Below are 13224 nucleotides of genomic sequence, written 5' to 3'. Positions count from 1 at the left end.
GCGTTGTGCACGAAGTGATATGAAGTATACCGAAGAAGACATTAAGCAAGGGCAGGTTCTCCTTATAGACAAACCACTGGAATGGTCGTCATTCCAAGCGGTGAACAAGATCAAATGGGCCATTAAAAAAGCATTCAAGCTCAAAAAGATCAAGGTAGGCCACGCCGGCACCCTGGATCCCCTGGCCACCGGACTTCTGGTGATCTGCACCGGGAAATTTACCAAACGCATTCCCGAACTTCAGGGGCTCATCAAAGAATACACCGGTACGATCACCCTCGGCGCTACGCGTCCGTCATACGACATGGAGACCGAGATCGACAAGCACTATCCTACAGAACATATCACCGAAGCATTGGTAGAGGCCACCCTTGACCAGTTCAGGGGGGCAATAGATCAATATCCGCCGGTGTTCTCTGCACTAAAAAAGGACGGAAAGCGCTTGTATGAATTTGCCCGCGAAGGCAAGGAGGTTGAGATCAAATCCAGAAAAGTAGAGATCCACGAATTTGAGATCACCAACTATAACTTCCCCGAACTCTCGTTTCGTGTAGTTTGCAGCAAGGGTACTTATATACGTTCCCTGGCACACGATCTGGGTAAGGCCCTGGAGAGCGGAGCCTATCTTTCTGAACTCAAAAGAACCAAAATAGGCGATCTGAACGTAAGTAATGCTATAGCACCTCTTCAATTTCCGGAAATGCTGGAAAAGGGAGATGACTAAAAATTACTATATTTAGATCATAAGTCCCTCTTTTATGAACCTCAACAACAAGCAATTATCCCTCATTATTACCTTTTGCATTACGGGGATCATTGTACTAACAGCCTACAATATCAAGCTTCGCGACAAGCAGGAAGAAGAATACCTGTACGAGCTCTCCTATGACGAAACATTACTGGAAGAAGAGATCCCTGAAGAAGAACCGATTCCGCTTCAGGAATTAGAAACCCACATGGCCTATAACGAGGCCAACGAGAGCACCTTTGCCAAAGAACTGGAGGATTTTAAAACCCTGGAAGAATTACAGCAGGAGATCGAAGAGATGAAGGCCGAACAAGAGGCTTCTGAAGAGGGGGAAGAACAGAACGAGCTTTCAGAGAACCTGAACCTGGCACAGGAATATGCCGAAAAGCTGAAGAAGCAAAAGGAGCTTATGGAAAAGCTGAAAGAAAAGGAGACCCCCAATGCTGCCCCGGTGAATATCAAGCGAAGAACCACCATCTCGTATTCGCTGAAAGGAAGGCATGAAACCATCAAGATCCCTAACCCGGTGTATACCTGTGAAAGTTTCGGAAAGGTCGTGGTGAATATCGAAGTAGACGCCCAGGGTACGGTTACCGATGCCAGCTTTAACCAAAAAAGCTCGACCACCTCGAACAAATGCCTGGTAGACAATGCTATATTTTACGCCTTAAAAGCGCGGTTCAATACAGACGCCTCGAAACCGAAGCAATTAGGCACCATCACCTACCAGTTCCAGGGAGAGTAGATCGGCCAGGTCGGCGGCGATATTCTTTCCTTTATCGCGGTTGTACCACATCTGAAGGTCGGCTCTGAATTGCGGACTCAATTCGCCTTTTTCACGTTTTTCATCTTCCACCATTCGAGCGGCCTCCGACGGTCTGGGACCCCAGGTAGCCGATACCATTCCTGTAGCTTCATCCAACATCAATAGTTTAGGTATCGATCGTGCGCCATTGGTAAGAAATTCATCCATGAGTTCCGGATGCTCATCGCGGATCACCATCTTCAGGGTAATGTTCTCATTGAGATCGGCCAGCTTTTTCATAACAGGCAGCGCATGAGCACCATCGCCACACCACCCTTCGGTGATCACCAGCCAGGTAACCTTCCCGGTAAAAGCAGATACCGCCTCAGCCACCCCTTCGGGTATTCGAAAAGTCTTTTCCCAGCGGTCCATACGCTTCTCGTTCATTAACGTATAATGCAAGTAGGCATCGCTTTGTTCCTTCCCGGTAACCCTGTTGGTTTCCAGTAGCTGAAATACCTCTTTGCGAAACTCCTCATAGGGCATGGCCTCTTTGAGTACGGTTTGCAAAAGGTCGGGAGCAAGGATCTTCGATGTCTTTAAAATCATATAAGCTGGCAGATTTATTTCGTAAAACAAATTACCTTAGTAGTAAATATCCGGAAACCTTACGAATAGGGCCGAAGTAATTAGCCAACCTGTAAAACTCAAGACATGAAGCGTTGTAAGTGGTGTGAGGGCGATGAGCTCTATGAAGCCTATCACGACAAAGAATGGGGTGTTCCCGTAAAAGATGATGCCACCCTTTTCGAATTTCTTACCCTGGAGACCTTCCAGGCCGGGCTCAGCTGGATCACCGTACTGCGTAAGCGGGAGAACTTCAGGGAGGCTTTTGACCATTTTGACTACAAAAAGGTCGCTCAATACGGGGAAGAGAAGATCCTGGAACTGCTTGACAATCCCGGGATCATCAGGAACAAATTAAAAGTACGGGCTACCGTAACCAATGCCCGGGCCTTTATGCGGGTACAGGAGGAATTTGGAAGTTTCAGTGAATATATCTGGGAATTTGTTGACCATAAGCCCATCGTAAACAGCTTCAAAACCCTTTCAGAGATCCCCGCGAACACCCCACTCTCTGACCAAATAAGTAAGGACCTGAAAAAACGCGGATTTAAATTCGTTGGTTCAACAGTAGTCTACGCCCATATGCAGGCCACGGGAATGGTGAACGACCATACGACCGATTGCTTTCGATATAAGGAGATGCCGGAACGGTAGCCTGCAAAAGTATAGATCCGAGGGCCTGCAAGCTTACCCGCTCCGGGCCTCAGGGAAATAAAAAGAGCCCCGGAATACAAGGCAATTCAAACTCATGATCATGGAAACCCTTAAAGACTGGTTTACCGAATACCCAATGATCGCTGCGGTGGTCAAGTACCTGGCATGGCTGGTGGCCATCATCATTGTGATACAATTCCTAAGGCGGATACTTCGCAGGAGCCTTCCTGACTCAGATACCCGATATAAATCACAAAAAGGGATCGAGATACTGGGATACCTCCTGATCTTTTTGCTCACCGTAACCTATTTCACAGGGAACATCAAGGATTTTGGTCTGGCCATAGGCCTGCTTACCGCCGGAATTACCATAACCCTGCAGGAACTCATTCTGAGCATAGCCGGATCTCTTTATATCTTTCTGGTCAAAGTATACAAGCCCGGAGACCGCATTGAGATCCACGGCATAAAAGGCGATGTGATCGATATCGACAGCATTTACACCACCATGATGGAGATCGGGCAATGGGTAAGCAGCGACAACTACAGCGGAAGGATCGTAAAGCTAAGCAACGCCTTTGTGTTTAAAGGGCCCGTTTACAATTACTCCAGGGACTTCCCCTTTATCTGGGATGAATTCGATCTCCCCGTGCGCTACGGATCGGACATCGAGCTCGCCAAAGAGATCATCATCGGGGTCGCCACCGATCAGCTGGCCGGTTATGCCCGGGGTTCGGTCGAGCAATGGAAGCACATCGTAGACAAATACTATATAGAAGACGCCCAGGTAGAACCCACCCTGGCCCTGACCATGACCGACAACTGGATACGTTTTAACCTGAGGTATATTGTAGATTACAAAAAACGGAGAAGCACCAAAGACCTCTTATACACGCTTATCGGGGAGGCCTTCGAAAAAACGAACGGCAAGGTGGTTCTGGCCTCAGCAACGGTAGAGATCATCAGAATCCCCAAACTGGACATCAGGGGGCCTGAGCCAAACACACCGGATAAGGACTAGCCTTCAGGAGTGCTTAGGTCTACAGCTATTCTGATCGATTACTTCCCGGAAGAAAGATTTCGCGGCTCGCGGGCCCGGCCAGATCAGTCTTTCGCACTTCCATACGCAAGAATGCTCATGAAGACCTCCCTGGGTACTTCCCTTGCACCTAGACTGGCGAGGTGGTCGGTATAGACCTGGCAATCGATAAGGTCGTATCCCTCTGCTTCAAGTTCGCGAACGAGGGTGATAAAGGCCAGCTTGGAGGCATTACTTTTTTTAGCGAACATGCTCTCGCCGCAAAACACACTTCCCAGGTCGATCCCGTATAATCCGCCAACCAGTTTCTCACCATCCCACACCTCTACCGAACGCGCAAAACCACGCTTGTGCAATTGGGTATATGCCTCGATCATATCATCGTTGATCCAGGTGCCGTACTGCCCGGGGCGATCGATCATGGCGCACTCCCTGATCACCTGTTCAAAGGCCTGATCTCTGGTCACCTTCAGGGTCGTGTTTCGCATAAATTGCTGCATGCTCTTGCGCACTTTCAGCTCTCCCGGATAAAGTACCATCCTGGGATCGGGACACCACCAAAGAATAGGCTGTCCGTCGTCAAACCACGGAAAAATACCCGAACGATAGGCCAGCATAAGCCGTTCGGGTCTGAGATCGCCTCCTATAGCGATCACACCCTCAGGGGAGGCCATATGGACCGGCGGAAAATAGAGCTCGTCATCAAGAAACAGCATAAACAAATACGGTTATCCTCACTTTAATCGATAAACTATAAATTTTTCAAGAAAATTTCATGTTTTCACGCAAAAATTGACCAACTTTAAGTAGCCTTTTAAAAATCACTTTCATTTATCATTGCTTATTTTGGTGTATATAAAGGCAAATCCAAAATTCACAACTGGCGTCCCGATAGGTTAATCGGGACGTTTTTTTAACTAGCAGGAATAAAAAAAGGAAGGCAAAAGCCTTCCTTTTCATGTATTATCTGATCTCTTCCTTAAAAAGGCAGATCGTCGTGATCTTCTTCTTTAAAGTCACTTGCCGGCTCAAAAGCATCGGCTGGTGGCACCGGTGGCATACCTGCCTGTGGTTGCTGGTCGAGAGTCTCGATCCTCCATCCCTGGATGGTATTGAAGTACTTAGTTTCTCCCTGCGGACTCACCCACTCTCTACCTCTAAGGTTAATACTCACCTTAACTTGCTGCCCAACGCTAAAGCTGTTTAACAGGTCGGTCTTATCCTGAACGAACTCGATCATGAGGTGTTGCGGATATTGTTCTTCGGTGGTTACCACTACTTCACGCTTTCTAAAGCCGTTGCTTCCAAAGCTCTTCGTCTCACCGATCATCTTGATTCTTCCTTGTACTTCCATAAATATGCTAAAATTAAAATCCTTATTCTCTGTTTCCTGCCAGCAGCAATTTCCACGCTTCTACCACCCGGTTTTGATCCAGGTAGGTTCTGGCCAATTCATGTATTTTTTCGGTATCACCGGAACTAAGTACTTTACGCACTTCCACACTCTCGCTCACAAAAGCCTCAACGGCTTCCTGATCGGGCATGGCCTCGACATTACCTAATTTGCCCAGGTCGTTCCCTGTAAGCACCTTGCTAAGCCTGATCCCTTCCGGAATGCGATCTACTCCGATCCCCAGGCTAGACAATGGTTTAGGCACTTCGAACAATCCCTTATTGGCTCTCGAATACCAGTTACCACCCATACGGCTCACCAGGTCTATACGATCCTGATCTATGGCTCCCTGAGCATTTATAACGGCTTCGTCAATATGCATTTTCGTGACCTCACAGATCACCAGGTTTCCGGCACCGCCTTCGGTTCCGAGAGGCCTTACCTCAACCACCTTGCACTCAAATTGCACCGGTGATTCCTTCACCCTGAAGGGCGCCACGGTCTCCGAAGCCACCATGGTTAGTCCGGACTTTTCGAACTCATTTACCCCCTCGGGGTATTCGGTGCTGCTCAGTGACATTTGCTGTACGATGTCGTAATTCACCACATTGATCACCACCTCTTTGGTCGCCTTGACATTCTCAAGGGTATGTTTGGTGGTATTGTTTCGCACCCTTCTCGCCGGCGAAAATATTAAAATTGGCGGATTGGCACTAAAAACATTAAAAAAACTATACGGCGAGAGGTTGGGTATTCCTTCGGCATTCACGGTACTGGCAAAGGCGATGGGTCTGGGACCTACCGCTCCCAGCAGATAGCCGTGCAGCTTGGCCGTAGGAATCTCTTTAGGGTCAATGGTTAGCATGGTGAAATTTTGAACAAAAATAGCCATTCTCGAAGCGAATAGAAAATGTTTTTATCCACCGCAAAACAATAAAACAAAAGGTTTTACTTTATATTTATAGTCGTCGCTAAGTCAACCTGCTGTCACCAATGAATAAAACTACCCGCTGGATACTTATCATCTCTTCTTTTGCGATCGTAGTCTCCATACTTTTCAACACCTACATCTTTTTTCAGCGATTCAAGGAAGAAGAGCGCACCAAGATGAACATCTGGGCCAGGGCTCAGGCAGAATTTCTCCAAACGGAAGACCTGGACCGGGACCTTGGCGACCTCACCCTCGAAGTGCTCCGCAACAACAGGAGCACGCCCATGATCTATGTAGGCCGCTCCGGGGAGCTGCGATTAAACAATATTTCTGAGAAGCGCGCCAAAGACAGCACCTACCTCTACCAAAAGATCGACCAGTTCGCCCAGGAAAATGCTCCCATTGAAGTGTGTTATAAAAAGGAATGCTATGGTACGCTTTACTATGGAAATTCTGAAGTGATCAACAACCTGAAATACTACCCGGTAGCGCTTATTCTCATTATCGTACTCTTTGCTGCCGTGGTTTACTTTTTCTACAGGACCACCCGCATAAGCGACCAGAACAAATTATGGGCCGGGATGGCCAAGGAAACGGCTCACCAGATAGGCACCCCCATCTCTTCCCTGCTTGGGTGGAACGAGATCCTTAAGGACGAGGACGGGATAAACCCGGAGATCACCACAGAGATCGAGAAAGACATTACCCGCCTGCAAACCATCACCGAACGCTTTTCAAAGATCGGTTCCATCCCATCTCTGGAACGTCTCAATCTTGTAGACGAAACCCGAACCACTTTGGAGTACCTGCAGGTGCGTACCTCAAAGCAGGTGCATTTTAGTTTTGAATCTGAGGCGCCAGTGATCTACTGTATGATCAACGCGCAACTGTACAGCTGGACTATAGAGAACCTGGTAAAGAACGCTATAGACGCCATGAAGGGAAAGGGCTCGCTCAAGGTGCGCATAGATACCGATGGTAAAACTGCAAGAATACTTGTAACCGATACGGGAAAGGGTATTCCAAAAAACGATTATAACCGTATATTTGAGCCGGGATTCACCACCAAGAAAAGAGGGTGGGGGCTCGGTTTGTCGCTCGTAAAAAGGATCATTGAAGATTATCATGACGGGAAGGTAAAGGTGTTACACTCTGCGACAGACAAGGGTACGACCATGCAAATTATCTTAAAAACCGCTTAATCATGAGTATCAACCGAAAGGTGTTCAAAGAGGCAACACTTTCAAGTAACTGTCCGGAGTGTTTTGCCAACAACTCCATACGATACACGGTACTTCAAAAAGAGATCGATAACAAATGGTACTACCACCTTTCCAGGGAGCTTTCTGAGCATATGGTATGCGGTAAATGCGAAACGGTGATCTACCCCATTCGCTACACGGAGAATATCGAACAGATCAAAGCCTTCTACCTGAGAACCATGGGCACACCCCCAAAGCGTTTTCAACTGAAAGCGCTGAGCTATATCACGCTTATCCTGGTTTTAACAGCCGTTGCTGCAGGATTTTTAGCGTGGCAGCGCCCGGAGCTTTTTACATTTGCTCCCTGACCTTAGCGGCCAATGTATCGAACTCCCCGGGAGTCATTTTCACCTTGTGCTGAAAGGTCATTTCTTTCATATCGTTCAACGGGATCAGGTGTACGTGCACATGAGGCACTTCTAATCCGACAACAGCGATCCCCACACGTTTACAATCCACCGCTTTTTCAAGCGCATGAGCCACCTTTCTGGAAAAGGCCATGAGCCCCATATACTGTTCTTCATCCAGGTCAAAGATCTTATCGACCTCCTGTTTGGGCACGCACAGGGTATGCCCCTTAGCATTGGGATTAATATCAAAGAAAGCGAAGAAATTTTCGTCTTCGGCGATCTTGTAGCAAGGAATCTCTCCGTTGATTATTTTGGTAAAAATACTCGGCATAACAGCTCTTTTTTTTAATGACACATCTCTTGTGCAAGGGACAGTAGCGACATCCTTTTTAAGCGCAGCTTAAAAAGATACAGCGAATGGCCCGACCCGGTGAAATACTGCGAAGCAATTTCACGGGGATGCACCCTAATAAAAATAAAAAAGGTTTGACCTACAGCCAAACCTTTTTCTATGCGATTATATTTTACCTTCTTAGAGGAGCTTGTCAAGTGCCTCAGCATATACGTTCTTAGGCGCTACACCTACCTGACGTCCAACAACCTCTCCGTTTTGGAATACCAGTACGGTAGGAATGTTACGAACCCCGTATTTAGCAGCAAACTCCTGGTGGCTGTCTACATCAACCTTACCAACTACGGCCTTACCATCGTACTCACTGCTGAGCTCATCGATAATAGGGGCTACCATTCTACAAGGACCGCACCATGCTGCCCAAAAATCAACCATAACAGGTTTATCACTCTTAAGAACTACTTCGTCAAAAGTAGCATCGGTTATTTCTAATGCCATTGTATAAAGATTTAATTTAATTCTCTTGTTGTCAAAATAACAAGCGCAAAGTTAGTCAATAATTTTTCCAAACCTTACAGGCCTTGCATATGTTTTTACTATGTAATGATATGGTTTCTCAATCAGTTAAGCTTATACACCACTTCCGCCTCCTGCAGGGCCTGAAGGAACTCATTATTGATATTCACCTTCATTTTTCGGCTCGGCATTTTCATGGTGATCTGGTCGCCGATGCCGTGCACCGCCACGTAAAGCGGCAGCTCCCCCTGGTGGGTGGCTACGATCTCCTTCAGGCTTAGCACCTGCTCCTGTTTCAGGTCTTCCAGCTTAAGGTGAAGGGTGATCTTCTTGGCGTAGGTTTCCATCACATCCTGCAACTGCATCATGCTATTGAACTGCAACCTCGGATCGCCTTTCTTCCCGGTATCCTTGTTGGTCCACCCTTCCTTTACGAACACCTTAAAGAAAACAAAATTATTGGGTACCAGGAAATGGCGCATCTTGAGGTACTCCTCGCCAAAGATCCTGAACTCATAGGAGTCGTTATAGTCTTCTACAAAGAACGCAGCCCATCCCTTTCCGTTCTTGGATACGCGGTGCTGCACTTCAGAAACCACTCCTGCGAAAGCGATCTCCCGATTCACAATAGCCTCCAGGTTCTGGAACATGGATATATTACCATTGCTAAAGGTTTCCATCTCGATCTTAAAATCGTCGAGGGGGTGACCTGAAATATAGATCCCTACCACTTCCCGTTCTTTGCGAAGCTTTTCCATGGTTCCCCAGGTATCGCATGGCGGCACCACCGGTTCGGGGATCTGTACCTCACTGGCTTCCCCGAAGAGACTCACCTGGGATGAATTCTCGTTTTCCTGGGCCTTGGCTCCGTACTTGATCGCCTTTTCCAGGAAGGTGATCCCATCACCTTCATCGTGAAAATACTGTGCTCTGTGGGTATCTGAAAAGGAATCGAAACCTCCTGCCAGGGCCAGGTTCTCAAAAGCCTTACGGTTGGCAGCGCGCAGGTCGATGCGTTTCGCCAGGTCGAATACCGAACGGTAATGTCCGTCCTTACGATTCTCTACGATGGTATCTACGGCACCACGGCCTACCCCTTTAATAGCTCCCATCCCAAAACGGATGGCGTTTTCTTTATTTACGGTAAACTTATAGAACGATTCATTCACATCGGGCCCCAGTACGACCAACCCCATACGCTTACACTCTTCAAGGAAGAAGGTAACCTGTTTGATATCGTTCATGTTGTTGGAGAGCACCGCTGCCATATACTCTGCCGGATAATTGGCTTTGAGGTAAGCCGTCTGGTATCCGATCCAGGCATAACAGGTAGAGTGCGATTTGTTAAAGGCATAGGAAGCAAAGGCTTCCCAGTCTTTCCAAACCTTCTCCAATACATCTCTTGGATGGCCATTGGCTTCACCCCCATCGAGGAACTTCGGCTTGAGTTGCTCCAGGAGGGCAAAGATCTTTTTACCCATGGCCTTACGCAGTACGTCGGCTTCACCTTTGGTAAACCCTGCCAGCGACTGCGACAACAGCATCACCTGTTCCTGGTATACGGTAATACCATAGGTTTCCTTTAGGTATTCCTCCATGGCCGGAAGGTCATATACGATCTCTTCCTCCCCGTGTTTACGGCGAATGAAGGACGGAATGTATTCCAGCGGCCCCGGACGATAAAGGGCATTCATGGCAATAAGGTCGGCAAAGACCGTTGGCTTGAGGTCTTTCATGTGCTTCTGCATCCCCGCCGATTCGTACTGGAAGATCCCTACGGTTTCTCCGCGCTGAAAGAGCTCATAGGTCTTTTCATCATCCAGTGGGATCTCATCGGGATCCAGCTCAATGCCGTGTTTGTATTTGATAAGCTTTACGGTATCCTTGATCAGGGTTAATGTCTTTAACCCCAGGAAGTCCATCTTTAGCAATCCGGCACTCTCTACTACCGAGTTATCGAACTGGGTCACATAGAGGTCGGAATCCTTGGCAATAGATACCGGTACGAACTTGGTGATATCGTCGGGGGTAATGATCACCCCACAGGCGTGGATCCCCGTATTACGCACCGAACCTTCAAGCACCCTCGCCTGGTTTACGGTAAGCGCTTCGAGATCGTCTCCTTCAGAGATTCCTTTGAGCTCGTTCACCTTTTCCAGTTCTTCTGATCGCAGCTTTTCCTTAAGCGCCTTATCGTCGAGGCCGAAGATCTTCCCGAGCTTCATGTTCGGAATAAGCTTGGCGATACGGTCGGCATCACTCAGGGGCAGGTCCAGTACACGAGCCGTATCGCGAATAGACGACTTGGCTGCCATGGTACCATAGGTGATGATCTGTGCCACCTGGTTGGCACCGTACTTATCGATCACATAGTCCATTACGCGACTTCGCCCCTCATCGTCAAAGTCAATATCGATATCGGGAAGGGATACACGGTCAGGATTCAGGAAGCGCTCAAAAAGCAGGTCGTAGGCGATCGGGTCAATATTGGTGATCCCAAGGCAGTAGGCCACTGCCGATCCGGCCGCCGATCCCCTTCCCGGTCCTACCGACACCCCCATTTTCCTTGCGGCATCGATAAAGTCCCATACAATAAGGAAGTATCCCGGATACCCGGTGTTTTCAATAACGCTCAATTCGAAATCGAGCCGTTCGGTGATCTCATCGGTGATCTCCCCATAGCGCTGTTTCGCTCCCTCATAGGTAAGGTGTCGCAGGTATTTGTTCTCCCCGCGCTTACCACCGTCAACATCATCTTCAGCTACCACAAATTGCTCCGGAATATCAAATTTCGGAAGTAATACATCACGCGCCAGTATAAAGGGTTCGATCTGATCTACGATCTCGCTCACATTGGTGATCGCCTCCGGGAGATCCTTGAACAGCTCCTTCATGGCATCCTGCCCTTTGAAGAAGTACTCCTGGTTAGGCAATCCGTAGCGATAACCACGACCGCGACCTATGGGTGTATCTTTCTTTTCTCCATCTTTTACGCAGAGTAGAATATCGTGGGCATTGGCATCTTCCTGGTTGATGTAATAGGTATTATTGGTGGCAACGAGTTTTACATCGTGCTTCCTGGCTAACTGCACCAGCACCTCGTTCACACGGTCTTCATCTTCTTGTCCGTGTCGCATGATCTCCATATAGAGGTCATCGCCAAACTCTTCCTTCCACCAGAGCAAGGCCTCTTCAGCCTGCTTTTCACCCACATTGAGCACTTTCGACGGCACCTCCCCGTAGAGGTTACCGGTAAGCACGATCACATCGTCCTTGTACTGCTTGACCACCTCCTTGTCGATACGGGGCACGTAGTAGAACCCTTCGGTAAAGGCGATGGAAGACATTTTTGCCAGGTTGTGGTAACCGGCTTTATTTTTCGCAAGGAACACGACCTGGTATCCGTTATCCTTAACCGATTTATCCTTGTGGTTCTCACAGATATTATACGTACACCCAACAATACCTTTCATAGGTAAAAGTTCGGGTTCTTCACCTTTTTCGGCAGCCTCCTTAGCCTGGGCTTCAGCGGCCTTATTGTGGTCACTTACGGCTTTTACGAAGTGGTAGGCTCCCATCATATTCCCCATATCGGTAAGGGCAACGGCAGGCATCTTGGCCTTGGCTGCTGCTTTCACCAGGTCGGGCACACTGGAAGTCGCCTGGAGAATGGAGAACTGCGAATGGTTGTGCAGGTGGGCGAACTGCGCATCGGCGAGCTCGGCAATATTCTGCTTGATCTCTTCGGTAGAAAGCGCATCAGAAGGCTCTGCTTTTTTGAGTTCCTCACGGATCTTATCGGAAGCCTCCTTAAGGTTGAGGTGCTTAAGTCCGATGAGCGGAATGGTCTGCGGATTTTCTCTGGAGAAGCGATCGAAATAATCGGGAGTCACATCGAGCTGCTCGGTGGTAAATCCTTTTCCGCGGCGGATAAGTTCAAAAAAACAGCGGGTTGTAGCCTCCACGTCGGCCGTTGCGTTGTGGGCTTCGGCAAAAGGCTCTCCAAAAAGGTATTCGTGCAGCTCGGTCAGGGTAGGCAGCTTGAACTTCCCTCCTCGTCCGCCGGGGATCTGGCAAAGCATGGCCGTCTCCTCGGTACAGGTATCCAGTACGGGTAATTCCTCCATGATACTTCCCACACCTTCCCTATAAAATTCGGCCCCCATGATATTCACGTCGAAGCCTACGTTCTGACCAACGACAAACTTGGTACGCTCCAGTGCACTTTTAAATTTTTCCAGCACCTCGGTCAGGGGTATCCCCTGCTCGGCTGCCAGTTCGGTAGAGATCCCGTGTATCTTCTCGGCATCGAAAGGAATATTAAATCCTTCCGGTTTGATCAAATAATCCTGATGCTCTATCAGGTTCCCCATCTCATCGTGCAGCTGCCATGCGATCTGAATGGCTCTTGGCCAGTTATCGGTGTCGCTTATGGGCGCATCCCAACGCTTGGGTAATCCGGTAGTTTCAGTATCGAAGATCAGGTACATGGGCACTGTATTTAAAAGGCGTATTACGAATAACCCCTGTAATTAACAGGGCATTACCACCCGCGAAAACAGAAATAACGCTCAAGAATGTGAGCGCTACTTGTAACGCGTGCGGGC

Annotated in this window: 13 protein-coding genes; 6 read left to right on the top strand and 7 right to left on the bottom strand. The window is 48.4% G+C overall.

Annotated features, from left to right (window positions below; translation table 11 throughout):
- Positions 1–19: 19 nt before the first annotated feature.
- Both truB and IS446_RS06120 read left to right on the top strand, forming a co-directional pair.
- On the top strand, positions 20–724 hold the full coding sequence (truB, locus tag IS446_RS06125) for a tRNA pseudouridine(55) synthase TruB (RefSeq protein ID WP_203059132.1): 705 nt from the start codon (positions 20–22) through the stop codon (positions 722–724).
- A 34-nt stretch (positions 725–758) separates the two neighbouring features.
- Positions 759–1493 (top strand): energy transducer TonB, encoded by a 735-nt coding sequence (locus IS446_RS06120; RefSeq protein WP_203059131.1) that lies wholly within the window; start codon positions 759–761, stop codon positions 1491–1493.
- Here the strand turns inward: IS446_RS06120 and IS446_RS06115 are convergent.
- Positions 1458–2102 carry a thioredoxin family protein gene (locus IS446_RS06115; protein WP_203059130.1) on the bottom strand — a complete coding sequence of 215 codons (645 nt, stop codon included), beginning with the start codon at positions 2100–2102 and terminating at the stop codon, positions 1458–1460. The genes IS446_RS06120 and IS446_RS06115 overlap by 36 nt on opposite strands.
- Positions 2103–2207: 105 nt before the next feature.
- On the opposite strand from IS446_RS06115, the gene IS446_RS06110 reads away from it, so the two are divergent.
- The gene (locus IS446_RS06110; protein ID WP_203059129.1) at positions 2208–2774 is read left to right on the top strand and encodes a DNA-3-methyladenine glycosylase I; all 567 of its coding nucleotides are present in this window, start codon (positions 2208–2210) and stop codon (positions 2772–2774) included.
- Between the two features lie 100 nt (positions 2775–2874).
- Positions 2875–3795 (top strand): mechanosensitive ion channel family protein, encoded by a 921-nt coding sequence (locus IS446_RS06105; RefSeq protein ID WP_203059128.1) that lies wholly within the window; start codon positions 2875–2877, stop codon positions 3793–3795.
- An 83-nt stretch (positions 3796–3878) separates the two neighbouring features.
- On the opposite strand, the gene aat is transcribed toward IS446_RS06105, so the two are convergent.
- From aat to IS446_RS06090, 3 genes are all read right to left on the bottom strand, one after another.
- Positions 3879–4529: a leucyl/phenylalanyl-tRNA--protein transferase gene (gene aat, locus IS446_RS06100; protein ID WP_203059127.1), complete on the bottom strand. Its 651-nt coding sequence runs from the start codon at positions 4527–4529 to the stop codon at positions 3879–3881.
- A 263-nt stretch (positions 4530–4792) separates the two neighbouring features.
- On the bottom strand, positions 4793–5167 hold the full coding sequence (locus tag IS446_RS06095; RefSeq protein ID WP_203059126.1) for a DUF3127 domain-containing protein: 375 nt from the start codon (positions 5165–5167) through the stop codon (positions 4793–4795).
- Positions 5168–5189: 22 nt separating this feature from the next.
- The gene (locus IS446_RS06090; RefSeq protein ID WP_203059125.1) at positions 5190–6071 is read right to left on the bottom strand and encodes a flavin reductase family protein; all 882 of its coding nucleotides are present in this window, start codon (positions 6069–6071) and stop codon (positions 5190–5192) included.
- Between the two features lie 128 nt (positions 6072–6199).
- Between IS446_RS06090 and IS446_RS06085 the strand changes: the two genes are divergently transcribed.
- Positions 6200–7339, top strand: coding sequence for a sensor histidine kinase (locus IS446_RS06085; protein ID WP_203059124.1), 1140 nt, complete (start codon positions 6200–6202; stop codon positions 7337–7339).
- 2 nt (positions 7340–7341) lie between these two features.
- The gene (locus IS446_RS06080; RefSeq protein WP_203059123.1) at positions 7342–7707 is read left to right on the top strand and encodes a hypothetical protein; all 366 of its coding nucleotides are present in this window, start codon (positions 7342–7344) and stop codon (positions 7705–7707) included.
- Here IS446_RS06080 and IS446_RS06075 read toward each other — a convergent pair.
- The 3 genes from IS446_RS06075 to dnaE all read right to left on the bottom strand — a co-directional run bounded on the left by IS446_RS06075 (position 7691) and on the right by dnaE (position 13107).
- A complete protein-coding gene (locus tag IS446_RS06075) occupies positions 7691–8080 on the bottom strand; it encodes an HIT family protein (protein WP_203059122.1) in 390 nt (129 codons plus the stop codon). The genes IS446_RS06080 and IS446_RS06075 overlap by 17 nt on opposite strands.
- A gap of 201 nt (positions 8081–8281) precedes the next feature.
- Positions 8282–8599 carry a thioredoxin gene (trxA, locus tag IS446_RS06070; RefSeq protein ID WP_203059121.1) on the bottom strand — a complete coding sequence of 106 codons (318 nt, stop codon included), beginning with the start codon at positions 8597–8599 and terminating at the stop codon, positions 8282–8284.
- Between the two features lie 122 nt (positions 8600–8721).
- Entirely contained in the window at positions 8722–13107 is a 4386-nt protein-coding gene (dnaE, locus tag IS446_RS06065) for a DNA polymerase III subunit alpha (RefSeq protein WP_203059120.1), read from the bottom strand.
- Between the last annotated feature and the right edge of the window lie 117 nt (positions 13108–13224).

The sequence above is a fragment of the Robertkochia sediminum genome, assembly GCF_016786255.1.
Classification (GTDB): domain Bacteria; phylum Bacteroidota; class Bacteroidia; order Flavobacteriales; family Flavobacteriaceae; genus Robertkochia; species Robertkochia sediminum.
This window is presented reverse-complemented; position numbering and strand designations above follow the sequence as displayed.